This window comes from Vibrio cidicii (genome assembly GCF_009665415.1).
Classification (GTDB): domain Bacteria; phylum Pseudomonadota; class Gammaproteobacteria; order Enterobacterales; family Vibrionaceae; genus Vibrio; species Vibrio cidicii.
Genome location: NZ_CP035921.1, coordinates 1,092,592 through 1,117,910, shown reverse-complemented (window position 1 = coordinate 1,117,910; position 25,319 = coordinate 1,092,592). Strand labels below are relative to the sequence as shown.

Below are 25,319 nucleotides of genomic sequence, written 5' to 3'. Positions count from 1 at the left end.
ATGCCACTATCAATCCGAATCATCAGTTCTCCCGATGGCGAGAGCATTTCCGAATGGCACCGCTCCTTTCCTGAAGAGGGGGGAGAAATCGGCCGCGCCTACGGATCTACATTGCAACTGAGTGACAGTTCACGTGCTGTGTCAGGCACGCACGCCATCATTCGCAAGTCGAGTCGCGGTTACCAGATCCTCGATAACAGTACCAATGGTCTATTTATCAATGGTGCGACAGCACCGCTGGGTAAAGGAAATCAATCGACACTGAATGACGGTGATGTTCTCGACATTGGCCGTTATCGTTTGCTGGTCTCATGCTTTATCCCTGCACAAGCCAGTGCCACGGTATTTGATCCGGCCCATTCCTCGATTGACGCCCTATTTGGTGATGATCCTTTTAGTCTGGATCGGGAAGATGAATCGTCCGCTGAGCCACCATGGCCAGAGGGTGAAAAAAGCGCGCAGCCGGAGGCGCAATTTTCCTCTTATGAACCGCAACAAGTGCTGCAAGATGATCCTTTTCTCACTCAGGCGGCGCCCGCTCGCCAAGAGCGAAAAGCCTTTAACCCGAGCTTTTCGGCGATCGACGATGATCCCTTTCAAGAGCCGAGCTTTAGTGTTGCTTTATCGAGTTCGTCGACTCGCACTCCATCTCACTCGTCAAGTGAACCCGCTTATGCGTTAACGGAGTTCAAAAACAGTGAAGAGCGGCAGTTGCAGCAGATGGAAAAAGCAATGGAGATGGCACTGGCACGTCTGCTTTCTGAACTTTCACCGGATACGCTGGAAAATATGTTTAATGACCTCAGTGCGCCGAGCTTTTTTGCGCGCAAACCTAAGTATTGGGATATGTACAAACGTTACTTCAATCGCCAACTACAAAACCGCGACTGGCAGATCAAATTTCACGCCTATTTCCAAGATTCTTTGCGTATACAGCGCAATTTGGCCGGAGAGGAATAATGAAGAAAATCGTTTTTTTTCTGTCGTCTCTGATGCTGCTTAACGGCTGCAGTTTGTGGGGAGGAGATGCGATACCAAGGCTGACAGTGGATGTGGTCGCAGCGGCCAATATCAATCCGAATTTAGATGGCAAGCCTTCTCCAGTGGAGGTGCGGGTCTATCAATTGAAAGACAGCGAAGCGTTCAACCAAGCAGATTTCTTGCAACTCTATTCGGATGAGCAAGGCACTTTAAAAGCGGCGATGATCGCCACACGCCATTTACCCAGTGCGCTGCCGGGTGAGAGTAAACGTGAGTCGTTTAACTTAAATGCCGAAACCAAATTTGTCGGCGTGATTGCGGGTTTTGCCGATTTTCGTGAGGCGAAAAACAAGGCGATTTACCCTATCAACGCGTTTGAAAATATTCGCCTCAAGATTGATTTGGATGGCGTGAATCTAACTGTAACGGCGGGAGACAAGTAACAATGGATACCAATAAAGTCGTCTGGAGTGAAGGGATGTTTTTAAGCCCACAGCACTTCCAGCAACAAGAGCGCTATGTGGAACATTTTACGCGTGAATTTGCCAGCCAAATTGCTCCGAATTGCTATGGTCTTTCGCAACTGACGCTGGACATGGCACTGCTGAAAATCGGCAAAGTCGGTGTGCGTCAAGCCAAAGGTATTTTTCCAGATGGAACGCCTTTCTCTATCAAAGAAGGGCTGGTTATCGATATCCCGAAGAACATTAGTCACAAGCAAGTCTATCTCGCGTTGCCTGTTGCGCGAAGTGGTGCGGTGGATGTAGGCGATGATCAGCGTCTACGTCACTCCGCCAGTGAGCACCAAGTATTTGATACCAGCCGTGAGCACAGCGAGCCTGTGTTGCTGGAACTCGCCGAGCTGAACGTGGTGCTGAAATTGGAAGGGGAGGAGTTGCAAGATTACACCTTGCTGCCTATTGCGCAGGTGAGTGAGCACAAAGCCGAAGGCGAAGTGGTCCTCAATCAAGCGTTTGTCCCTAATTGCCTGCAGTTTGGTGTCTCTCACTATCTAAAAGACGGTGTTGCTGATGTGTTTGCCCAGATGCAATATCGCGCGCGCACCATTGCCAGCCGCTTGCAGGCGGACAACGCCAGCAAGAGCTATCAAGCTTTGATGCGCGATTATCTTTGGCTGCAAACCTTAGGGGGCTGGCTGCCGAAGCTCAAACATTGGAATGAAGATGGCTCAATGCTCACCAAGCAGCTCTATCTGGAGCTCATCTCCATGGCCGGTCAGATGCAAGGGCTGGAAGGAAAAATGCCTAAAGAGTTTGCCACTTGGAATCAAAGCGATCTGTACGGCATTTTCTCACGCGTATTGGCGGAGTTGTTGGTGCTGCTGCGTGAAGTGCAGATAGACAACGTCACCACGCTGAAATGGGATATGAACCTGTTTAGCAAGCGCCGCCTGCTTCGCACTTTGGTGCAAGATCGCAGCTTATATAACGAAGGGCGTTTTGTGTTGGTGGCAACCTCGAACTTAGGATCGGCGCGTCTGAGCGAAGAATTTCCTAAAGCGACCAAGTTGGCAGGCAATAGTGCGATTGCCGATCTGGCGCGCAATGCGCTCTCTGGGGTGCCGCTGCGTAATCTGCCTTACGCTCCTTCGGAGCTCAAGGCCAAACACGATGCCGCCTATTTTGAAGTTGATACCCAATCGGAACTTTGGCAAGCGCTGATCAAAAAAGATGAGCCAATCGCTTTGCACATTGACGAGCGTATTGAAGAGATTCAGGTCGAATTCCACGTGATTAGATAGGTGTAAGGTGAACGGATTATTTAATGAAGAACCGACGCTGGTTGTACGTCGTGCGGAAGTGAAGCAGCAAACGACCCACAGCGCTGGCAATGTAAAAAGTGCCGATCTGCTTGGTACAGAACGCTTAATTGACAATTTGGCGGTTTATGGTAGCCCGCTGCTCAATGCTGCGACTGAGCTGCTCGGCACGCTGGTGACCTTACCAAGGCAAGGGGCACCGCGAGACATTGAACGTTTTCGCCAACGTCTGCTCGACGCCATCATGACTTTCAGGCAGCGTGGCATTTACCTTGAGTATCACCCGAGCATTGTGGAGAAAAGCTGCTTTGTGCTGTGCGCGGCTTTCGATGAGGCCATTCTCTATACCACTTGGGGGGCAAAAGCTCGCTGGGAGAACCATTCGCTGCTCAGCAAAGTGTTCTCGCAGCGCAATGGTGGTGAAGCCTTCTTTCAATTGCTGGAAAAAGCCAGTCAACAGCCGGGGAAGCTGGTCGATTTTATTGAGTTGCAATACGTGTTGCTGATGCTCGGTTTCCAGGGACGTTATCGACACCGTGACGAACACGTCCTGCATGAAATCAAATCGGATGTGTATGCCATCATTCGCCACTACCGTAGTGAAGCCATTCTGCCAGTTCCAAGAACCCCGGAACTGCCGGATGGTATGCAGCCTTGGCGTATGCTTAGTGTGGGAAAAACCTTAGTGCTGGTATTGCTGGTATTGGTTGGAGGGTATGGTGCATCTGAATATTGGTATTACAACCGCAGTCAGCCGATCATCGAGCAGTTCAGCTCGATTGACATGCTGGGGGTCAGCTTCAATAAAACACAGCAAGATCTGATTTATGTCAGCACCGACAGTGATTTAGGGCTAACAGCGCAACCGGAGCATCAAGAGAGTGCTATTTCTACGCCGGATGAAACGAAAAGCGTGCAGTGGGAAATCCTGTTGGCGGTCTTTTCTAAGCCGACTGATGCATTGCGTTTGGCTTCCGAGCTAGAGCCTGTGGGCTATGAGATTGCCACGCGAGAAACGCAGCATGGCATCGAAGTGTTGCTCAAAGCGGGTGACAACCTGCCAACTATTCGAAAATTGAAAAATGAACTGAATGTAAGATTTGGTCTCAATGCCACGATAAGAAGGGCGCAAAAGTAAATGATGAAAAAATTATTGGTGATCTTGCTGCTTGTAGGGATATGTGGAACCTGCGCGGCGTTGGGTTGGTATTTACCCAGTGAAAGTCCTTACTTCTGGACTTTTTATTTGACGCTGGGTTTGGCGGTGCTCGCGCTCGGATGGGGAGGGTATCTCTGGTTACGAGAGAGAAAACGTCTGGCTGCCAACACGAATCAACATGATCAACAACTGTTGCTAAAGCAAGATACGAAGCTCATCCAGCAAACCTTCAAACTGGCGACGCAGAAAATTCGTGGCAAGGGAAGTAATCGACTCGAGAGTCTTTACAACCTTCCGTGGTACTTGGTCCTTGGCGGAGAGAAAGATGCCAAGAGCTCGCTGCTGCAACAAAATAGTTTGGAACCGGTGTTGGATAAACACAGCGAAGAGAGCGATACCGATCAATACATCAAATTCTGGAGTAATGATCATGCGGTGGTGATTGAGGTTGGCCATCGAATTTTTGACAATGAAGGCATTGATGAAGCGCTTTGGGCTGTCCTTGGTCAGCAACTCTTGAAATATCGCCCGCGTCAGGGCGTGAACGGTATTGTCTCGATCATCGGTTGTGACCGATTGCTGCAGGGCGATCGCAAAGACAGACAAAAACTCAGCAGTATTATCCAAGAAGCGGTGCTATCGATGGGGGGATTGCTCAAGCTAACCATTCCTGTTTACAGCGTCTTCTCCAAAGCAGACACGATTGCCGACTTTGTCGAGTTTTTTGAAAGCTATTCTGGCTGCGATGTGGACAATCCTTTCGGCCTGACATTTCCTTGTGATAACACGCGGCGTTTTTCCAAGCATCAGTTTGAGGAACAGTCGAAACAGTTACTGCGCGCGTTGGTGGAGCAACAGTTTGAATTGCTGCGCAACATCAGCAGTGAAAAATCGGGTTCGGTAATTGCGTTGCCGTATCAGTTGCGCATTGTATTTGAACGTATCAATGAGTTACTGAGTGACATTGGACGTGAGAACCGCGTGCGTGAAGCGGTGTGGTTACGTGGGGCTTATTTGCTCTCTTGCGGGCAGAAAGGGCGTGAATTTGACCTCTTAACCCAAGCAGTCGCAGAGCGTGCGGAATTCAATACGCAAAGCACACGCGAGCAGTTACCGAGTCGACGCAATTTCTTCTCTCCGCGTCTTTTTAGTCATGTCATCTTGCCGGAAAAGCAGATAAGCGGCGTGAACGAATTTCGCCATGTGGCCTATCTAGCTGGACGAAGTGCCATGTTAGGTGCGGTGATTGCGGCGGTTTCAGTTGCTGGTATCGTATTGAAAAACAACTGGAATCAAGACGAGCAATGGCGCGCCGATGCTATGGCACAGATGCGTCTCTATACCGGAGATATCCACCGTCTGCAAGGCAAACCACTCAGCGTGCCAGACATGGTGGCGGTGCTCAACGAACTCAGAACTGTCGCGGTAGAGGGCATTGCGCCGAAGCCTTGGTATCAGCGAGTCAGCGTTAAACAAAGTGAAACCGCGCAGCGAATTTATGCTACTTACCAAGAGCAGCTCAACATTATCTTGCTACCGAAATTGGAAGAGATCATCAGTAGTGAGTTGTATGTGTACGTCAACTTGGGGAATCCGAGTAAGATCTTTGAGATCCTGCGTTATTACCAGATGTTGTTTGATCAGCAGCGGCTTAACCTCGAAGAGATGCAAGCGTATTTACTTGATAATTTGAAAGATCAAGGGGACGTTTCTGCGGATAATATTGAGACTTTAGCATTGCTGTTAGATGATCTGTTTCGCAGTGATTACCAGCATACGCTCAAAGCCAATAGTGAGTTGATCGCAGTGGCGGCCAACAATCTCGAAGGGTTATCACCAGAGCGTCTCATCTACGCTCGCATCCGCAGTTTGCCTGAATATCGCAATCAAGTGGATATTCGGCGTCAACTTGGCGATAAGTTCGACAGCATGTTTACCTTTTCTGATCAGTATCACGGCTATTTGATCCCGGAAATTTTCACCAAACAGGGCTATAGCGAGCTGGATTTAAGCGCAAAATCCGAACTACTGCGTCAACAACTGGCTGAGTTTAAGTCGATCCAAGGGGATATGAGCGGTGCGTCAATCACTGAAATCACCGATTTAAGTAAGCAATTACAACGTCTTTACTTTGCCGATTACATCTATTACTGGAAAGATCTGATTAGCAACATCCACATCAAATCGTTCAGTACCCCAGTTGAACTCTCTTACGCATTGCGTAACGCCAGAGAGCCAGCAACCAGTCCGGTGCTGGATGTGCTCGAAGCGATTGTCGTCAACACGACACTGGCGGTGGAAGAGCAGCCTAATACCAAGGAGAACAAGAAAGTCGCCAGTCAGCTTGGTTTAACCAAGGTGGCGAAAAACTTAGGTAAGGTAGATAAGCTCAACCGCGCAGTGGGGGCAAAACTGCTGCGGCTGCAACCTTCCTTTGTCGTCAATGAGGCGTTCTTGGGATATGCCAACTACGTTACAGGTACTGGAAAAGCGGGCGATGCGGTGCCTCTGGATGGTCTGATTCAAGAGTTTGATGCCCTCAACAGCTATTTTGATGCGGCGTTGTCGAGCCCGAATCCGTCTCAAGTGATGCATGGCTACGCCAAGGCGCATGCCGAAGGCAGTCAAGATGCCATTGTGCTGTTCGAACGTCAGTCTGCCAAAGCACCGAGTCAGGTTGCGCTTTGGACGAAGAGTATCGCTCAGCAATCGTGGCAGAAGGTGATTGCCTCCAGTATGAATCATGTCAATAAGCAGTGGGATGAACAGGTCTACCAGTTCTACACCCAAGCGATAGAAGGGCGTTTCCCATTCGCGCTGCAAGGGCGCGGTGAAGTGGCGCTGAACGACTTTGCGCACTTCTTCAAACCTCAAGGGCGAGTGGATAAATTTGTCGATGACTTGCTCAAGCCATTCGTCTACTGGGACAACGGCATGTTGAAACTCAAGCACGTCGATGGCTACACTTTGCCAATCAGTGCTCAAGCGTTAAGCCAACTGCGCCAGACACGACAATTGAGTCAACTGTTCTTCGGTCCAACCGGACAAGAATTGGCACTGAAGATAGCGCTGCGCCCCAGTTCGATGAACACCAATGTTACGGAGTTTCAGCTGCGTGAAGCGGAAAGCGTCTTTACTTACCGCCATGGCCCGCGAGTGTGGAGTTCCGTGAGCTGGCCTTCTACGGGGATTGACGGCTATCTGAGTGCCAATTTTTACCAAGGGGAAAATCGCGTGGCAACACGTGCCTACACTGGCCAATGGGCACTTTTTCGTGCACTGTTTGATGGCGACTCTTCCGCGACTTCAACCCGTCTGGTGCGCAAGCTGAACTATAAACTTAGCGACAGTAACATTGTGATTGACTATACCCTGAGTGATGCCAATCAAGAGTTGAACAAAGGCTTATTCGCTAAGTATTTTTTACCTAAGGCGTTGTAGCAAAGAGATGTCTAAAGGCAAACAGAACTCGACCACACCATTGGTTGGCACTCGCTTTCAAATGGTGTTGGATGGGAGCGATGATTGGTCAATTTTGCGCAAAAAGGCAGATGATGGCATCGCTTTAGAGCGAGAATGGGCAGCGTTGCAAGCATGTAAGAGCCGCTACGTGCAAGAAGCCGTAAGTGTTGATGTTGAGCATCAGGTTATTCATTTGACTTACTACGAAGGCTCACGATCATTACTTACTTTGGGTCGTGATGAACAGGTGGTTTTTCTCGATGCTCTGCCCAACATCATCCGCGCGATTGATCATTGCCATCACTGCGGCTGGGTACATGGGGATATTAAACCGTCTAATATCCTCATCGTGTCGTTAAATGGGGCAGTTCGTTTGATTGACTTTGCCGCCGCGCTGCCAATTGGTTATGAGCGGGCAAGTTTGTCGCAATGGCAAGTCACGCCCTCCTTTGCTAGCGACAACCAACGGCAAGGGCAGGGATACGTAAGTGAAAAAGAGGATTGGCTGGCTTTATTGCAGATTCTACAGCAGTTTTTATCCTCTATTTCTTGCTGCAAACAAAAGCGCGTCGCAATGAGAATCCGTCAGTGGCTGAAGATGAAAATCAACGGTGGATGTCAGAACAACAGGCTAGCCCAAGACTAGCCTGACTGGCTTAACTTACTTCAACTTTGCCTAGCAAGGCTGATTCGGTCGCGCGGTCATGAAAACAGTTAATTAATTGATTTTTTTCCACATAGATGGTCAAGAAATCAATCAGGTCGTGCACGGAAATGGCACGAACACCTAGATCAATCACGCAGCCAGCGTGATGGCGATTAAATTCTGATCCAACACGGATAATCAGCTTGTCAGGGCTAATCAGTTGTTTGGCCCGTTGTAGCAACGCCCTCACTTTGTTTTTTCGCTTGGTTTTATCACGAAATACAGGGGTTTCGATAGGAACACCAACGAAACTCACATCCGCGTCATTTGTGCTGAACGCGGCTTTGATGTTTCCTCCCAATGCAATGCCGTCGGTGGCGAGTCCTTTGAGCAAACTCATTCCCGTAGCGTCAGCACTGGTGGCGGCCGATTTATTTTTCGCCAAAGGGGAAAACTGACTAGCACCTTTTTGCAACGCTGCGTTGGCGGCCTTGCCAACCAATGCCGCGTTGTTGCTGCCAATTGAGCCACTTAACGCCCCTTCAATGACGGGGACGACGGTATTGGCAAATCCCGCAGTTGCACCTGTCATCACCAGATGTCCAGCATTGTTGATGACGGCACTGGCAAACGGTGTCGCACTAGCGGCATTAAGCTCTTTACTGCTGCGATTTATCCAAACTTTGATGCTTTGATAGCGATTAGTTACATACAAGTATTTTTCTTGCTTTGTCTCAAGATGGTTCAGTTCAGCAATAATGGATTCAATCACACCAGACATAAACACATCTTTGACCGATACGTCATACGCTTGCTTAGGCAGGTTACGCAGAGGCAACGAACCTCGCACGGCAATGCCCATTTTTCTATCAGCTACACAACCATTCATTTCATAACAAACGGTTGCATCATCTAATTGCCAAGGAAGTTTCATATCCACCTTTGATAAAATGACAGTTCAATTGATAAACAAAGAGTAAACGAATTAAAACGATTGTAACGGGGGGTTTAGGACAGATTTATGGCATAAATGTGCCATGTGTATCGAATTTAAAATTCGGATGATTCACTTAGATTCTTCGCTTTTCTTATAGGCATTTTAGATTGCCATCTCAATTCGCAGCTTAGTCGCTTTGAGATTAGCTTCCGTTTCATGGCTGTGCGTTTTAGGATGGGATCCCTATTTTTAGAATCGGAAAGCAAAATGGCGCTGATGGACGCAATCACAACACTTTCGGGCCAACTTGGCGAGCAACTCAAGCAGCACAAACAGATCCTTGCGACCGCAGAGTCGTGTACTGGTGGCGGTGTCGCGAGTGCGATAACTGACATTGCTGGCAGTTCTGGTTGGTTTGATCGGGCTTTTGTCACCTACAGCAATGACGCGAAAATGGAAATGCTAGGGGTGAGCGCTGAGACCCTAGAACAGCATGGTGCAGTTAGCGAGGAAGTTGTCGAAGAAATGGCGAGAGGGACATTAAACCACTCACGCGCGACGATAGCGATAGCGATTAGTGGCATTGCCGGACCAGACGGTGGTACGGAACTTAAACCTGTTGGCACGGTATGTTTTGCTTGGTTGGATAAAAGTGGCTGGTTGAGAAAAGAAACTTGTCTTTTTCCTGGTGACAGAGCCGCTATCCGTCAGGCTGCGGTTTTGCACGCCTTGCAAGTTGTGAGCGATTCTCTGGTCACCAAATAGTCGGATGCGATAAAGATCTCGCTGTGGACTATCAAGGCCATTTTTTTTCATACAGGGGTGGACACTGTATGAATCAACAGTATAATGACTGGCAATTGTTGAGCAGGACGAAGCCGATTCAGCCTGCATAAAAGTTTTCTAAGTGGTTGCCTTGCGACGACACAATCGGAGAAAGTAATGGACGAGAATAAACAAAAAGCGCTCGCCGCTGCGCTAGGTCAGATCGAAAAGCAGTTTGGTAAAGGCTCTATCATGCGCTTAGGCGACAACCGTGCGATGGATGTCGAAACGATTTCTACGGGCTCTCTTTCTCTGGATATCGCATTAGGCGCTGGTGGCCTGCCAATGGGTCGTATAGTCGAAATCTTTGGTCCAGAATCATCCGGTAAAACCACATTAACACTTGAGTTGATTGCCGCAGCGCAACGTGAAGGTAAAACCTGTGCTTTTATCGATGCGGAACACGCGCTCGATCCTGTTTATGCGAAAAAACTGGGTGTTAACATCGATCAACTGCTGGTCTCTCAGCCTGACACGGGTGAGCAAGCGCTGGAAATCTGTGACGCCTTGGCACGCTCTGGTGCGGTCGACGTGATTGTTGTTGACTCCGTTGCAGCGTTGACACCAAAAGCTGAGATCGAAGGTGAGATGGGCGATTCGCACATGGGGCTCCAGGCTCGTATGCTCTCTCAAGCGATGCGTAAACTCACGGGCAACCTTAAGCAATCTAACTGTATGTGTATCTTCATCAACCAGATCCGTATGAAGATCGGTGTGATGTTTGGTAATCCCGAAACGACAACCGGTGGTAACGCGCTGAAATTCTACGCTTCTGTTCGTTTGGATATCCGTCGTACGGGATCTATCAAAGAAGGCGACGAAGTGGTGGGTAACGAAACGCGCATCAAAGTGGTGAAAAACAAGATCGCTGCGCCATTTAAAGAAGCTAACACTCAGATCATGTATGGCCAAGGCTTTAACCGCGAAGGTGAGCTGATTGATCTCGGCGTGAAATGTAAATTGATCGAGAAATCAGGTGCTTGGTACAGCTACAACGGTGATAAGATCGGTCAAGGTAAAGCAAATGCCTGTAAGTATCTGAAAGAACATGTTGAAGTCGCGAAAGTATTGGATACCAAACTGCGTGAAATGTTGCTCTCTCCTACTCCGCTAGAAGGCGCAGAACTGGCAGAGGAAGCGCCAGAGCAAGAAGAGTTTTAATCATCTTAGCGATATTCCAAAGCCCTGCTGTGCAGGGCTTTTTTACAGGTCAATTTTTATGTATTCCCATTATTCGACGGCGCAAACGTGCAAAGAGGCAGCGATTCAACTCCTGAGTCGGCGCGACCATGGTCAATATGAGTTAAGGCAGAAGCTGATCGCCAAAGGTTACGCCAGTGAAGAAGCCGATACAGTAATTGCTTTTTGTGTTGAACATGGCTATTTGGATGAGCAGCGCTTTGCCGAGAGCCAAATCCGCCAGCATGTCGCAAAAGGGCATGGGGAGCGTCGAGTTCGCCAAGAGCTGACGCAAAAACGCGTCTCTGATGCCATCATTGAACAAGCGCTGGCCAATGAACCTCAAGATTGGTTTGAATTGGCTAAACAGACCGCATGGAAAAAATTTAAAGGCCAGCAGGCGAGTGATCAAAAAGCCTATGCCAAACAAGTACGTTTTCTTCAATATCGAGGCTTTTCTTTTGAGCAAATCAGCTATGCACTTTCTGAGGAAGAGTAACTCTCCATGCAGTTGATTGTGTCCAGTTTCTTGCTCGTCAGCCGTGAATAAGTATTATTTTTCTGCCTATTTACGGTTTTTCCATTTCATATCGTCTTTTCCGCAAGAAAACTAGTCGAAGCTTTAAGCATGATCTACAATACGGCAAAATTCTAACTCGACTATTTTCAGGAAGAGCTGCATGTACATGAGCACTGATGAGGTTCGCAATGCGTTCCTCAAGTTCTTTGAAAGCAAAGGACACCAAATCGTAGAAAGTTCATCGTTAGTACCGCATAACGACCCAACCCTGCTGTTCACTAACGCGGGCATGAACCAATTTAAAGATTGTTTCTTAGGTTTAGAAAAACGCGCCTACACACGAGCGACTACGGCCCAACGCTGTGTACGTGCTGGTGGTAAACACAACGACCTAGAAAACGTCGGTTTTACTGCCCGTCACCATACTTTTTTCGAAATGCTAGGTAACTTCAGCTTTGGCGACTATTTCAAAGAAGACGCGATTGCTTATGCATGGGAATTTTTGACTGAAGTTCTGCAACTTCCCAAAGAACGCCTCCTCGTCACTGTTTATGAAACGGACGACGAAGCCTTTGACATTTGGCATCAAAAAGTGGGTGTGGCAGCCGATCGCATCATCCGTATCGGTGACAAAAAAGGTGGCAAGAAGTTTGAGTCAGACAACTTCTGGCAAATGGGCGATACCGGCCCATGCGGTCCATGTACAGAAATCTTCTACGATCACGGCGAACACATTTGGGGGGGGCCTCCAGGTTCTCCAGAAGAAGATGGCGACCGTTTCATCGAAATCTGGAACAACGTTTTCATGCAGTTCAACCGTCATGCCGATGGCACAATGGAGCCGTTACCTAAGCCATCAGTGGATACGGGAATGGGGATCGAGCGTATTTCGGCCATCATGCAAGGCGTACACTCAAACTACGAAATCGATGTGTTCCAAAAACTCATCAAAGCGGCGGCAGAGGTTATTGGTTACCAAGACCTTTCGAACCAATCTTTGCGCGTGATTGCAGACCACATCCGTTCGTGTGCCTTCCTGATTGTTGATGGTGTAATGCCCTCTAACGAAGGTCGTGGTTATGTACTACGTCGTATTATCCGTCGTGCGGTTCGCCACGGTAACAAATTGGGCGCACAGGGTGCATTCTTCCATCAATTAGTCGGTGTTCTGGCTGAGGTGATGGGGACGGCTGGCGACGAGCTCAAAAAACAGCAAGCGTTAGTGGAAAAAGTACTGCGTATTGAAGAAGAAAACTTTGGCCGTACGCTTGAGCGTGGTATGTCGATCCTTAACGATGCGCTTGATGCTCTGGATGGCAAAGTGCTTGACGGCGAAACCGTGTTCAAACTCTACGATACTTATGGTTTTCCAGCCGATCTGACTAACGATGTGGCACGTGAGCGTGACTTCACTATCGATGAAGCTGGCTTTGAAAAAGCGATGGAAGAGCAGCGTCAACGTGCACGCGAAGCGGGCCAGTTTGGCACCGATTACAATGCGAAAATCAAAGTTGACGCCCAGTCTGAGTTTTGTGGCTACTCGGCAACCCATGGCGTGAGTGATGTGGTTGCTCTGTTTGTCGAAGGTGAAGAAGCGCAAGCGCTTTCCGCGGGTGACAAAGCGATCGTGATTTTACAAGAAACGCCTTTCTACGCAGAGTCTGGTGGTCAATGTGGCGATGCAGGCGTGCTGCAAACTGAAGCGGGTCTATTCCGTGTGGAAGATACGCAGAAGCTGGCAAACGCGATTGCCCACCACGGCGTAATGGTTGAAGGTGTTCTGGCGAAAGGTGAGCAAGTCAACGCTCAAGTAGACGCAGAGCGTCGTGCGGCTATCTCCCTCAACCACTCGGCCACTCACCTGTTGCACGCGGCGCTTCGTCAAGTGTTAGGTGAGCACGTAGCGCAAAAAGGCTCGCTGGTTAAAGCGGAAAGCTTACGTTTTGACTTCTCTCACTTAGAAGCGGTGACGCCTGCTGAGCTTAAAGAAGTGGAGCGTTTAGTGAACGCCCAGATCCGTCGTAACCACACCATCCAAACCGATATCATGGATATTGAAGCGGCGAAGCAGAAAGGGGCGATGGCGCTGTTTGGTGAGAAGTACGACGACCAAGTGCGTGTGCTCTCTATGGGGGATTTCTCAACGGAACTGTGTGGTGGTATCCACGCATCGAACACCGGCGATATTGGTCTGTTTAAAATCATCTCTGAAGGTGGTATTGCTGCGGGTATCCGTCGTATTGAAGCCGTGACGGGTGAAGGTGCGCTGGACGCACTAGACAATCAAACGCGCAAATACGAAGAGAAGTTGGCCGAAGCGGCAAGCAAAGCCAAAAATCTAGAGAAAGAGATTCAGCAGCTCAAAGATAAACTGGCTTCACAAGCCAGTGCCAGTTTGACTGATCAAGTCAAGCAAATCGCAGGCGTAAACGTGCTTGTCGCCAAGCTTGATGGCGCAGATAACAAAGCGCTACGCGGTATGGTGGATGAGCTGAAAAACCAGCTTGGCAGTGGCATCATCATGCTTGGCAATGTGGCGGACGAGAAAGTGGGCCTTATCGCTGGCGTTACCAACGATTTAACCAGCAAAGTGAAAGCGGGTGAGTTGGTCAACATGGTGGCTCAACAAGTTGGCGGTAAAGGTGGTGGTCGTCCTGATATGGCGCAGGCTGGCGGTACTGATGCAGGAGCCTTGCCAGCTGCATTAGAGTCTGTTGACGCTTGGCTGGCTGAGCGTCTGTAATTTATAAATCCTACGCTCAATCAAAGCTTTCTTTGATTGAGCGTAATTTTTTTCTGTCAACCAAGTGGTTTAATTGGTGCAATTTTAAACAAACCAATTAAATCGCTTGGTTTTTATTGTAACTACTGCGGATGATTTACCGATGTAAATAGGAAGTGGTCCTAATGAGACTTTGGTCTTGGGAAGGTGAAGACTGGTGAAAAAATCCCTTATCGTGCAAAAGTTCGGCGGAACCTCAATGGGTTCAATTGACACAATTCATACTGTGGCCGAACACATCATTAAGGCGAAAAATGATGGTAATCAAGTTGTCGTTGTTGTTTCTGCTATGGCGGGTGAAACTAACCGCCTAGTTGCGTTAGCCAAGCAGGTTGACGCTGTACCAACGGCTCGTGAACTTGATGTTTTGCTCTCTGCTGGTGAGCAAGTGTCTATGGCTCTGCTGGCCATGACCCTAAATAAACTGGGTTATGCCGCACGCTCACTTACCGGAGCACAAGCGAACATTGTGACGGATAACCAACACAATGACGCGACGATTAAACACATTGATACGGCCCCTATCATGGAACTGCTTGCGCAAGACCAAATTGTGATAGTGGCTGGATTTCAAGGTGTGAATGAAAATGGGGATATCACCACTTTAGGTCGAGGCGGCTCTGACACCAGCGCTGTGACATTGGCTGGTGCGTTGTCAGCAGATGAATGTCAAATCTTTACCGACGTTGATGGGATATATACGTGTGATCCACGTGTGGTTAAAAATGCTCAGAAACTGGACATTATCGATTTTCCATCGATGGAAGAGATGGCCAGAAAAGGAGCCAAAGTACTGCATCTGCCTTGCGTACAATACGCTTGGAAGCACTGTGTGCCGCTACGTGTTCTTTCGACTTTTGATGTCAATCAAGGCAGCTTAGTGAAAGGGGAAACAGGCACACAGACGGTATGTGGTATTGCTCTGCAACGTGACTTAGCTCTGATCAAAGTCTCCAAAGAAACGGTGTCTAGCTTGACTAAGCAGTGTCAGATGTTAGGCATCGAAATCTGGAATGTGATCGAAGAAGCAGATTGGGCAGGTATCCTGATAAAACAAGATGCATGTGCTAAGTTGGATCTAGTCTTCAGCGATAAAATCCGTAATAGTGAAGCAGTAAGCTTGCTGACTGTCGTAGGTCTGGAAGCGAGCTCGTTGATGCAACACGCATGTGATGCGCTTATTGAACAAGGGATTAGTATCAACCATTGTTCAGTGACTCCGTTGTCCAGTATGTTAGTTGTATCTCCTGAGAGTGTCGATCTGGCAGCAAATGTACTGCATGATGCTTACATTACTTCTGACGAAGCGTTAAACATTCAGCAGAAACAAGCCTTTTTGGGTTGATTTTCCAAAATAAGGTAGTTTACGAAAATATAACTTTTGTTGGATAATAGTTTCGTAACAAGAAATTTAGAGAATACTCAAGGAGCAAAGAATGCTAATTTTGACTCGCCGCGTTGGCGAAACACTAATGATTGGTGACGAAGTGACAGTAACTGTGTTGGGCGTTAAAGGCAACCAGGTACGTATCGGTGTGAATGCTCCGAAAGAAGTATCCGTTCACCGTGAAGAAATCTACATGCGCATTCAAGCTGAAAAAGGTACTGGTAACGTTGCATCGGGCAACTACTAAACAGAAGCTTTGATTGAATAAGGCTGGCCTGTGGGTCAGCCTTTTTTTATTTTAGCGTGAATCCGTTTTCTCTCGATTAGCCTTTGTTGTTCGGCTTGAAAAGCTTAGTTTTTATTAGTGAAAGTTCATTTCTCATGCGTTTTGGTTAAATGTGCAACGGTTGGTCGATAGGGCGCTATTTTTTCAAAGAAATTGTTTGACTTATTTTTGGTAAATCGTAATATGTGCCTCCGCAAGACGGTGAGGTGGCCGAGAGGCTGAAGGCGCTCCCCTGCTAAGGGAGTATACGGTTTATCCCGTATCGAGGGTTCGAATCCCTCCTTCACCGCCATTCTTGCGAACATCGTTTTACGATACAATGCGCGCTCGTAGCTCAGCTGGATAGAGTACCTGGCTACGAACCAGGCGGTCAGAGGTTCGAATCCTCTCGAGCGCGCCAGATCGTAAATCGGAACAAAAAACGGTGAGGTGGCCGAGAGGCTGAAGGCGCTCCCCTGCTAAGGGAGTATACGGTTTATCCCGTATCGAGGGTTCGAATCCCTCCTTCACCGCCATTTATTGACAAGTGAGTCAATTTTTTTGTTCCAAAAGAAATTGTTTGTGATAGACTTCACATCTCTTTCTGAAGAGAATATTGCGCGCTCGTAGCTCAGCTGGATAGAGTACCTGGCTACGAACCAGGCGGTCAGAGGTTCGAATCCTCTCGAGCGCGCCATTCTTCTCAAATATAAAGGAACGTCAGTTCCTGATATTGGAAATCCGATATCAAACACCTGCGCGTCCGTAGCTCAGCTGGATAGAGTACCTGGCTACGAACCAGGCGGTCAGAGGTTCGAATCCTCTCGGACGCGCCACTTTTCTCACTCTAGGAAAAGTGTTTAGGTGAAAACAGTCTATTGCGCGCTCGTAGCTCAGCTGGATAGAGTACCTGGCTACGAACCAGGCGGTCAGAGGTTCGAATCCTCTCGAGCGCGCCATTATTAAGGGACTTTGGTTCCTGATAGCGACTCATTTTTGTGTCGATATCAAAACACCTGCGCGTCCGTAGCTCAGCTGGATAGAGTACCTGGCTACGAACCAGGCGGTCAGAGGTTCGAATCCTCTCGGACGCGCCACTTTTCTTACTCTAGGAAAAGTGTTGAGGTGAAAACAGTTTATTGCGCGCTCGTAGCTCAGCTGGATAGAGTACCTGGCTACGAACCAGGCGGTCAGAGGTTCGAATCCTCTCGAGCGCGCCATTTTGACAAAGCCTCGCAGTTCGCGAGGCTTTTTCTTTTCCTGCTAACCGACTTATTCTTTCTCTCGCTGCAAGCGGTTTGATTTGCGCTTCGATTTACTCTTCTCGACTAAGGCGATTTCCCAGCGCTTTGCCACTCAATGAATGCTCTTTTTGTTGCTATTTTGTTAAATTTTTCTGTTTTTACTTTTCTTATTTTTCAAATGGTTATTCTCTTTTCTTTAGCTTCATCGCAGTTTTAGTGCTTTCACTACAGTAAAGTGGTTAATGTCCACCTTAAATCAGAAAAAAGTGGCGAATTGTTTCAAGTTATGTGATCTGTGTGGTGAAAAAACAACCTGTATTGTGGTCTGTTCGGAAACCTTCATTAAACAAAATTGACAAAATTTAACCGTTCTAGATAATCGGTTAATCAGAAGCGCTGAAATAGCGATTCTGATGTTGTCAGGATGACACAGAAAGGAAGCAAAATGACAAATATTGGAAGCCAATTAATAGAGGCGGCCACCCTGATGGTTACAGGGATGGGGGTCGTGTTTATTTTTCTCACCATTCTTATTTTTCTTATTCGATTCATGTCGACATTGGTACCACAAGAAGTACCAGAGAAGCTCGTTGCAGCGAAAACGACTAAAGCAAATCAATCAACCTCATCCACTGTCAGCCCACAGGTTGTGGCGGCAATCTCTGCGGCGATTCAACAGCATCGCGCCTCGATTGCAAAGTAGCAAATGAAAGGATTAAAAGGAGTTTATGAGCATGTCTAAACCACTAGCTATTACCGATGTGGTACTTCGTGATGCCCATCAGTCACTGTTTGCTACGCGTATGCGTATTGAAGATATGCTGCCTATCGCAGCTGAGTTAGACAAAGTGGGTTATTGGTCGTTAGAAACCTGGGGCGGTGCAACGTTCGATGCTTGTATCCGTTTTCTAGGAGAAGACCCTTGGGAACGTTTACGTGCACTGAAAAAGGCGATGCCAAACACGCCAATGCAGATGTTACTGCGTGGACAAAATCTGTTGGGTTACCGTCACTACGCGGATGACGTGGTGGAAAAGTTTGTCGAGCGCGCACATACCAATGGGATGGATGTCTTTCGTATCTTTGATGCGATGAATGATGTACGCAACTTTCAAAAGGCGGTCAAGGCAACCATTGATGTTGGCGCCCATGCACAAGGCACACTCTCTTACACCACAAGCCCAGTTCACAATGCGGACACTTGGGTCGATCTCGCTAAACGTCTCGAAGATCTGGGCTGCCATTCGCTGTGCATTAAAGATATGTCGGGGTTACTTAAGCCGTATGAAGCGCAAGAGCTGATTACGCGCATCAAAGCGTCTTGTGACCTCCCACTCGCGCTGCACTGCCATGCGACTACTGGTCTCTCAACGGCAACGGCGATAAAAGCGGTTGAAGCGGGCATCGATATTCTTGATACGGCGATTTCCTCAATGAGCTGTACTTACGGTCACACGCCTACAGAAACGGTGGTGGCGATGCTTCAAGGAACCGAGCGGGATACCAATTTGCAGCTTGAACAGCTCGAACCTATTGCGGCTTACTTTCGTGAAGTGCGTAAAAAGTACGCAAAATTTGAAGGTCAGTTGAAAGGGGTGGATTCGCGCATTCTGATTGCTCAAGTGCCCGGTGGTATGTTGACGAACATGGAGAGCCAGCTCAAAGAGCAAGGCGCTGCGGATCGCATTGACGAAGTACTGCAAGAGATCCCTCGTGTGCGTGAAGATCTGGGTTTTATCCCTTTGGTCACACCTACCTCGCAGATTGTCGGCACTCAGGCGGTGATCAACGTGCTCACTGGTGAGCGCTATAAGAGCATCACCAAAGAAACGGCGGGCGTTCTGAAAGGGGAATATGGCGCAGCACCTGCACCAGTCAATGCTGAATTGCAAGCGCGTGTTCTCAATGGCGCAGAGCCAGTGGTGTGTCGTCCGGCAGATTTGTTACAAGCAGAGCTTGAGGTGTTGACGGACGAGTTGCTAGCAAAAGCGCAGGCTGAAGGTATTCGTTTGGCTGAAGAGAGTGTGGATGATGTGCTCACTTATGCACTTTTCCCTCAAGTCGGTCTGAAGTTTTTGAAAAATCGCGGTAACCCAGAAGCCTTTGAGCCTATGCCAAGCGCTGACGATGTCAAACCAGCCGCGCCCGCGAAAGCAAGCAGCGGCAAAGTGGAAGCTTACAGCGTGCGTGTGGATGGTCAGGTGTTCCACGTTGAAGTGGGACCTGAAGGCCAGCTGACTTCTGTAACGCCAAGTGTTGTTCCCACCCCAGCAACTCCCGCGACACCATTGCCAGCCAGTGCCGACGCTGAAGCCGTTTCTGCGCCTTTGGCCGGGAATATTTTCAAAGTACACGTGCAAGCAGGCGCTCCGGTGGAAGAAGGCGATATCCTGCTGATTTTGGAAGCGATGAAGATGGAAACGGAAATCCGCGCTGCCCGCAGCGGCATTGTGCAAGAGCTCAATGTAAAAGAAGGGGATTCCGTCACTGTTGGCGCACCACTGCTGAGTCTGGCATAAGGGAGAACCATGGACGGATTATTAACTCTCTGGTCTGAAACGGGGATCGCGCATTTTGAGTTTGGCCAGATCTGCATGATCGCCGTTGGCTGCTTGCTGCTGTTTTTGGCGATCAGCAAGGGCTTTGAACCCTTACTTTTATTGCCGATTGGCTTTGGTGCCATCTTGGCCAATATCCCCAACGCAGGTTTTACCGAGCCGGGTGGTCTACTTTATTACGTTTACCACGTCGGTATTGAGACGGGCGTGTTCCCATTGCTGATCTTTATGGGCGTGGGAGCGATGACTGACTTTGGTGCGTTGATCGCGAACCCGAAAACGCTACTCTTGGGCGCTGCGGCGCAGTTTGGTATTTTTGCCACTCTATTTGGTGCGATTTTACTCAACTATGTTCCGGGCATGGAATTCACCATGGCGGACGCCTCTTCGATAGCGATTATCGGCGGTGCTGATGGCCCGACGGCGATTTTCCTCGCCAGCCGACTCTCTCCTGATCTCTTGGGAGCGATTGCGGTGGCCGCCTACAGCTACATGGCACTGGTGCCAATCATACAGCCACCGATCATGAAAGCACTGACCACAGTGGAAGAGCGCAAGATCAAAATGGCGCAGTTGCGTCATGTGAGCAAAATTGAGAAAGTTCTCTTCCCTCTAGCGGTATTGCTGATGACCATCCTGTTTTTACCTTCGGCGACACCGCTAGTGGGTATGTTCTGCTTAGGAAACTTGATGCGTGAAGCTGGTGTGGTGGAACGTTTGTCCAAGACAGCGCAGAACGAGCTTATCAACATCGTGACCATCTTCCTTGGCCTTGGGGTGGGCTCGAAGCTTCAGGCGGATAAGTTCCTCAATATTGAAACGCTCGGTATTTTAGCGTTGGGAGCGGTGGCCTTTAGCATCGGCACTGGTGCAGGGGTTTTAATGGCGAAAGTGTTGAACAAGTTCTCCAAAGAAGACATCAACCCGCTAATTGGTGCGGCTGGGGTTTCGGCTGTACCTATGGCGGCTCGTGTGGTAAACAAGGTCGGGCTTGAGGCCAACCCGCAGAACTTTTTGCTGATGCACGCGATGGGGCCAAACGTGGCAGGTGTACTTGGTAGTGCGGTAGCCGCAGGGATTTTGTTGGCGTTAGTGGGTTAACACTGTGTTACGTGAAATGTCGGTCAAATTGTCTTTTCACGGTTAACGCCAAGAAACAAAATGGTTTATAGTCAAGGGGATGCTTTCGCATCCCTTTCTTTTTATCGGTAGAGAATGCCCGTTATGGAAAATAAGCAAATCGTCATTAGCAAATTTGGTGGACCAGAGGTTCTGGCAATACGTAGTTCTGAGGTGCCTCAGCCCCAAGCTGGGCAGGTATTGGTGAAAGTCTCTTTTGCCGGAGTCAATCCCATCGACGTCAAAACTCGAGCAGGGCTAGGTTGGGCCGCCGCGCAAAACAAAGAAAAGCTGCCTTGGACACCGGGTTATGACATTGCCGGCAAAGTGGTGAGCTGTGGTGATGGTGCCTATAATTTTGCCGTGGGAGATGCCGTTGCAGGCTTTGTGGGTTTCCCTTTTCAAGGGGGTGGTTACAGCCAGTATCTGTGTGTAGACGAGTGCCAATTGAGCAGAGTACCCGATTCGGTGACGCTGGAAGCGGCGGCAGCCTTGCCGTTAGCCGGGCAAACGGCGGCTCAGGCAATCAATAAAGCGGGCGTCAAAGAAGGGGAGCGGGTGTTAATTCTCGCCGGGGCAGGAGGCGTGGGCCACATTGCAGTGCAAATTGCCGTGGCAGCGAAAGCGGAAGTGTACACCACCTGTAGTGAACGCAATCTTGATTACATGGCCACACTAGGCGCGCACGCGATTAATTACCAGTTTGCTCCTGCGTCTGAGCGCCTTCAGGAGGTTGATGTGTTGATCGATCTCGTCGGTGGCGAAGTCGCCTTGGATGCGCTCAAATGTCTCAAGGATAATGCGCGAGTCATCACTGTGCCCACGCTGACGGCGGAGATGATCTGCGAAAAAGCGAAAATGCTCGGTTTTGAGGCCTCTGGTATGTTGGTTGAACCTACTCCGGAGCAGTTAAACACCCTGCTGTATATGGTAGGCGTTGGTCTGTTGAAAAGCGAAATTCAACAGGTATTTCCTATGACAGAAGTGGCGGCGGCGCACCAACAGATCGAATCAGGGCACACGCGAGGCAAGGTACTGCTTGATATGCAATGCTAGATGCCTTTAATCAAGGTTTCGCTCAGTTTGCCTTGTGGTTTTCTGACTCTGCCCTTTGGGTGCTTTTTTTCACTGGTTTTTTAAGTGCCACCTTGCTGCCCGGTGGTTCAGAAGCCGGCTTGATCGCGACCTTATCTTTGCAGCAGTTTCCGGTTGTTCAGGTGATTTTCATCGCCACGCTGGGCAATACCCTCGGTGGGCTGAGCAATTATTGGCTGGGTTACTTACTACCGAATCGAACTCAGCAAGAAAAACAAGGTCATACCGCTATGAGGTGGCTCTCCAACTATGGATATGTCGCGCTTTTTTTCAGCTGGTTGCCCGTGATTGGTGATCCGCTCTGTTTGGCGGCTGGTTGGCTGCGTATGAAATTTCTTCCTTGTCTAGTGCTGATTGCGCTGGGCAAAGCCGTCCGCTACAGCGTGCTGTCGGCTCTCTATTTCGGTTTGTTCTAAGGAAAACGCATGAAAAAATTTATGCTAAGTGCTTGCTCGCTGTTCGTGCTGGCAGGCTGTGCGTCGGTAAAATCGGTTTCCGTGCCCTTTTTCTCCTCGCTGCCTGAAGGCGTGACATTGGTTGAAGAATCAGAAGCGCAATCTGGCAAGGTCAAAATTCCCTACGAAAAATATCGTCTTGCCAATGGCTTAACGGTGATTCTTTCTCCGGACCATTCTGATCCCTTAGTGCATGTGGATGTCACTTACCATGTGGGATCGGCTCGTGAAGAGGTCGGAAAATCGGGTTTCGCTCATTTCTTTGAGCACATGATGTTTCAAGGTTCTGAGAACGTGGGCGATCAGCAGCACTTTAAGATCATTACCGAAGCGGGCGGCAGCCTCAATGGCACCACTAACCGCGATCGAACCAACTATTTTGAAACCGTCCCAGCCAATCAACTAGAGAAAATGCTCTGGTTGGAGTCGGATCGTATGGGCTTTCTTCTCGATGCGGTTTCTCAGCGTAAGTTTGAGATTCAGCGAGATACGGTGAAGAACGAACGTGCGCAGCGCTATGACAACCGTCCTTATGGTTTGATTTGGGAGCGCATGGCCGAAGCCATGTATCCGGAAGGTCACCCTTATTCTTGGCAAACCATTGGTTATGTTGAAGATCTTGACCGTGTGGATGTCAATGATCTAAAAGCCTTCTTCTTACGCTGGTATGGGCCAAACAATGCGGTGATCACCATTGGTGGCGACATTGATACCGAGCAAACCTTGCAGTGGGTGAACAAATATTTTGGCTCGATTCCCCGTGGTCCAGAGGTAGAAAACGCACCGAAGCAACCTGCCACACTGGCCGAAAACCGCTTTATCACTTTAGAGGATCGCATTCGTCAGCCGATGGTGATGATTGGTTGGCCGACAACTTACAATGGCGAAGAACATCAAGCGTCCTTGGATGCGCTGGCGAGTTTGCTTGGCTCAGGGAATAATAGCTTGCTCTATCAAAACCTGATCAAGACGCAAAAAGCGGTTGATGCAGGCGCATTCCAAGATTGTGCTGAACTGTCTTGCACGTTTTACGTGTATGCGATGGGCGATTCGGGAGAGAAAGGCGATCTGAGTAAACTCTATCAAGAGTTGATGCAGACAATGGAGCAATTTGAGCAGAAAGGAGCAGATCAAAGCCGTTTAGAGCAAATTACTGGCAAAGCGGAAGCGGATGCTGTATTTGCGTTGCAAAGTGTCAGCGGCAAAGTGAGTCAACTTGCGGCCAATGAAACCTTCTTTGGTCAACCCGATCGCATTGAAGATCAGCTTGATCAACTGCGAGCGGTGACACCAGAGTCAGTCAATCAGGCCTATCAGGACTTCATTGCTGGCAAAAACAAGGTGACCTTAAGTGTGGTGCCCAAAGGGCGCACCGATTTGGCGGTACAAAAAGCCAACTTTGTTACGCCAGCTCGCACCCTGCCCGAATATCAGAAAATTAGCGACGATCAATTGGTTTATCGTAAAGCGCAGGATGATTTTGACCGCTCGGTAATGCCACCCGTTGGTGAAGCAGTCAAAGCGCAAATGCCGGAGCTCTACAAACTGCATTTTGACAACGGCAGTGAACTGCTCGGAGCCGTTAGCGATGAAACCCCCACGGTGTTGATGCAGTTTAAGTTTCCGGCCGGAAGCCGCTTCGAGGCGAAAGGCCAAGAAGGGCTTGCCAAGTTAACCGCGGCGATGTTGCACGAAGGGACCAGCAAGCGCAGCGCCGAGGAGATTCAAGCGGAACTCGATAAACTTGGCAGCACCATCTCTGTTTCGGCAGAGCGTTACACCACCAATGTTACCTTGTCTGCATTGGAGAAAAACCTCCCAGCTACGCTGCAGATTTTGCAAGAAATGGTTCAATCGCCCGCTTTCAAAGAAGAGGACTTTGCCCGAGCGCAGAAACAGATGATTGAAGGGGCGGTGTATCAACAGCAGCAGCCGAGCTGGATGGCGTCACAAGCCACTCGCCAAGTGGTGTTTGGCGATACCTTATTTGCCCGTTCCAGTGATGGCACGCTTGCTTCTTTGCAAGCGTTGACACTCGACGATGTGAAAGCCTTCTACCAGTCTCATTACACGCCGCAGAGCGCGCAAATTGTGGTGGTCGGCGATCTGAGCAAGCGAGACGTGAACAAACAGTTGGCCTTTTGGAAAGCGTGGAAAGACGACGTAGCCCCGCTGTATCGTCCGCAAGTAGTCAAAGCGCAGACAGAGCAGAAGATCTATCTGGTTGACAAGCCGGGGGCACCGCAAAGTGTCATTCGCATGGTTCGACTCGGCCTACCTTATGATGCCACGGGTGAAATGTTCCTCGCTCAGTTAGCCAACTTCAACTTAGCGGGCAATTTCAACAGCCGTCTCAATCAAAATCTGCGCGAAGACAAAGGTTATACCTATGGCGCTCAAGGCTATTTCTCCGGCAATCTTGAAACTGGCGTCGTGGTGTTTGACGCTCAGGTTCGAGCCGATGCCACTGTTGCAGCACTGATGGAGATGGAAAATGAGCTGAGTGAGTTTTCACTCTCTGGCATGTCGGATGAGGAATTGGCTTTCATGCGTCAAGCGGTTGGCCAACAAGATGCTCTGAAGTACGAGACTCCGGGGCAAAAAGCGGGGCTGATTGGCAACATTTTGGCCTACAGCTTGGATGAGGACTACCTGCAACAGCGTAATGCTTTGGTGGAGCAAGTGAGCAAGCAAACGCTCAATGAGTTATCTGCTAAATGGTTTGATCCGTCTCAATATCAAATGATAGTGGTGGGCGATGCGAAAACGCTTCGGCCGCAACTGGAAAAGTTGAATAAAGAGATAGAAGAGCTTGAAATCATCCGATAGAGTACACATTTAGTAGCGGGGGGAGACTCCCGCTACATGATGTTGGTCTGGATACCCTTTTGCTGGCAGAAGGGTATCCAGACCAATGCAATTTCC

General features: G+C 49.0%; 19 protein-coding genes and 8 tRNA genes. 26 read left to right on the top strand and 1 reads right to left on the bottom strand.

The annotated features are described in order from the left end of the window. From EWA64_RS06050 to EWA64_RS06025, 6 genes are read left to right on the top strand one after another with little or no spacing between them, the layout of a single operon-like run. The gene (locus tag EWA64_RS06050; RefSeq protein WP_061893050.1) at nt 1–960 is read left to right on the top strand and encodes a type VI secretion system-associated FHA domain protein; all 960 of its coding nucleotides are present in this window, start codon (nt 1–3) and stop codon (nt 958–960) included. Continuing rightward, complete coding sequence (gene tssJ / locus EWA64_RS06045; RefSeq protein WP_061893049.1) at nt 960–1,424, top strand: type VI secretion system lipoprotein TssJ; 465 nt, start codon at nt 960–962, stop codon at nt 1,422–1,424. The genes EWA64_RS06050 and tssJ overlap by 1 nt, the downstream gene beginning before the upstream one ends. Nucleotides 1,425–1,426: 2 nt before the next feature. Next, nucleotides 1,427–2,743: a type VI secretion system baseplate subunit TssK gene (tssK, locus tag EWA64_RS06040; RefSeq protein ID WP_061893048.1), complete on the top strand. Its 1,317-nt coding sequence runs from the start codon at nt 1,427–1,429 to the stop codon at nt 2,741–2,743. A 7-nt stretch (nt 2,744–2,750) separates the two neighbouring features. After that, nucleotides 2,751–3,899: a type IVB secretion system protein IcmH/DotU gene (icmH, locus tag EWA64_RS06035; RefSeq protein WP_061893047.1), complete on the top strand. Its 1,149-nt coding sequence runs from the start codon at nt 2,751–2,753 to the stop codon at nt 3,897–3,899. Beyond that, nucleotides 3,900–7,361, top strand: a complete 3,462-nt coding sequence (gene tssM, locus EWA64_RS06030) for a type VI secretion system membrane subunit TssM (protein WP_061893046.1) — start codon at nt 3,900–3,902, stop codon at nt 7,359–7,361. 7 nt (nt 7,362–7,368) lie between these two features. Next, nucleotides 7,369–8,028 carry a protein kinase domain-containing protein gene (locus EWA64_RS06025; protein WP_061893045.1) on the top strand — a complete coding sequence of 220 codons (660 nt, stop codon included), beginning with the start codon at nt 7,369–7,371 and terminating at the stop codon, nt 8,026–8,028. Nucleotides 8,029–8,038: 10 nt separating this feature from the next. Here the strand turns inward: EWA64_RS06025 and EWA64_RS06020 are convergent, their stop codons facing one another. Continuing rightward, the gene (locus EWA64_RS06020) at nt 8,039–8,962 is read right to left on the bottom strand and encodes a hypothetical protein (protein WP_061893044.1); all 924 of its coding nucleotides are present in this window, start codon (nt 8,960–8,962) and stop codon (nt 8,039–8,041) included. 279 nt (nt 8,963–9,241) lie between these two features. Here EWA64_RS06020 and pncC point away from each other — a divergent pair, with 279 nt between their 5' ends. The 20 genes from pncC (at nt 9,242) to EWA64_RS05920 (ending at nt 25,223) form a co-directional block, all read left to right on the top strand. Further along, nucleotides 9,242–9,730: a nicotinamide-nucleotide amidase gene (gene pncC / locus EWA64_RS06015; protein WP_061893071.1), complete on the top strand. Its 489-nt coding sequence runs from the start codon at nt 9,242–9,244 to the stop codon at nt 9,728–9,730. A gap of 177 nt (nt 9,731–9,907) precedes the next feature. Next, complete coding sequence (gene recA, locus EWA64_RS06010) at nt 9,908–10,951, top strand: recombinase RecA (RefSeq protein ID WP_061893043.1); 1,044 nt, start codon at nt 9,908–9,910, stop codon at nt 10,949–10,951. A 58-nt stretch (nt 10,952–11,009) separates the two neighbouring features. Then, complete coding sequence (recX, locus tag EWA64_RS06005) at nt 11,010–11,468, top strand: recombination regulator RecX (RefSeq protein WP_061893042.1); 459 nt, start codon at nt 11,010–11,012, stop codon at nt 11,466–11,468. A 181-nt stretch (nt 11,469–11,649) separates the two neighbouring features. Further along, nucleotides 11,650–14,232, top strand: a complete 2,583-nt coding sequence (gene alaS, locus EWA64_RS06000) for an alanine--tRNA ligase (protein WP_061893041.1) — start codon at nt 11,650–11,652, stop codon at nt 14,230–14,232. A 196-nt stretch (nt 14,233–14,428) separates the two neighbouring features. After that, nucleotides 14,429–15,616, top strand: coding sequence for an aspartate kinase (locus tag EWA64_RS05995; protein ID WP_061893040.1), 1,188 nt, complete (start codon nt 14,429–14,431; stop codon nt 15,614–15,616). A gap of 91 nt (nt 15,617–15,707) precedes the next feature. Beyond that, the gene (gene csrA, locus EWA64_RS05990) at nt 15,708–15,905 is read left to right on the top strand and encodes a carbon storage regulator CsrA (RefSeq protein ID WP_039430468.1); all 198 of its coding nucleotides are present in this window, start codon (nt 15,708–15,710) and stop codon (nt 15,903–15,905) included. Nucleotides 15,906–16,144: 239 nt separating this feature from the next. After that, a tRNA-Ser gene (locus EWA64_RS05985) sits at nt 16,145–16,236 on the top strand. 31 nt (nt 16,237–16,267) lie between these two features. After that, nucleotides 16,268–16,344 (top strand) — tRNA-Arg (locus EWA64_RS05980). Nucleotides 16,345–16,367: 23 nt separating this feature from the next. Then, nucleotides 16,368–16,459 (top strand) — tRNA-Ser (locus EWA64_RS05975). 84 nt (nt 16,460–16,543) lie between these two features. Then, a tRNA-Arg gene (locus EWA64_RS05970) sits at nt 16,544–16,620 on the top strand. A gap of 62 nt (nt 16,621–16,682) precedes the next feature. Next, a tRNA-Arg gene (locus tag EWA64_RS05965) sits at nt 16,683–16,759 on the top strand. A 46-nt stretch (nt 16,760–16,805) separates the two neighbouring features. After that, nucleotides 16,806–16,882: transfer RNA gene (locus EWA64_RS05960), tRNA-Arg, on the top strand. 61 nt (nt 16,883–16,943) lie between these two features. Continuing rightward, nucleotides 16,944–17,020: transfer RNA gene (locus EWA64_RS05955), tRNA-Arg, on the top strand. A 46-nt stretch (nt 17,021–17,066) separates the two neighbouring features. Further along, nucleotides 17,067–17,143 (top strand) — tRNA-Arg (locus EWA64_RS05950). 469 nt (nt 17,144–17,612) lie between these two features. Next, the gene (locus tag EWA64_RS05945) at nt 17,613–17,870 is read left to right on the top strand and encodes an oxaloacetate decarboxylase subunit gamma (RefSeq protein WP_039430467.1); all 258 of its coding nucleotides are present in this window, start codon (nt 17,613–17,615) and stop codon (nt 17,868–17,870) included. 31 nt (nt 17,871–17,901) lie between these two features. Next, the gene (gene oadA, locus EWA64_RS05940; protein WP_139045617.1) at nt 17,902–19,686 is read left to right on the top strand and encodes a sodium-extruding oxaloacetate decarboxylase subunit alpha; all 1,785 of its coding nucleotides are present in this window, start codon (nt 17,902–17,904) and stop codon (nt 19,684–19,686) included. A gap of 9 nt (nt 19,687–19,695) precedes the next feature. Further along, nucleotides 19,696–20,826 carry a sodium ion-translocating decarboxylase subunit beta gene (locus EWA64_RS05935; RefSeq protein WP_061893444.1) on the top strand — a complete coding sequence of 377 codons (1,131 nt, stop codon included), beginning with the start codon at nt 19,696–19,698 and terminating at the stop codon, nt 20,824–20,826. 123 nt (nt 20,827–20,949) lie between these two features. Next, nucleotides 20,950–21,900, top strand: coding sequence for an NADP-dependent oxidoreductase (locus EWA64_RS05930; protein ID WP_061893445.1), 951 nt, complete (start codon nt 20,950–20,952; stop codon nt 21,898–21,900). Beyond that, on the top strand, nt 21,894–22,355 hold the full coding sequence (locus EWA64_RS05925; protein ID WP_061893446.1) for a YqaA family protein: 462 nt from the start codon (nt 21,894–21,896) through the stop codon (nt 22,353–22,355). The genes EWA64_RS05930 and EWA64_RS05925 overlap by 7 nt, the downstream gene beginning before the upstream one ends. A 9-nt stretch (nt 22,356–22,364) precedes the next feature. Continuing rightward, nucleotides 22,365–25,223, top strand: a complete 2,859-nt coding sequence (locus tag EWA64_RS05920; RefSeq protein ID WP_061893447.1) for a M16 family metallopeptidase — start codon at nt 22,365–22,367, stop codon at nt 25,221–25,223. Nucleotides 25,224–25,319: the final 96 nt, after the last annotated feature.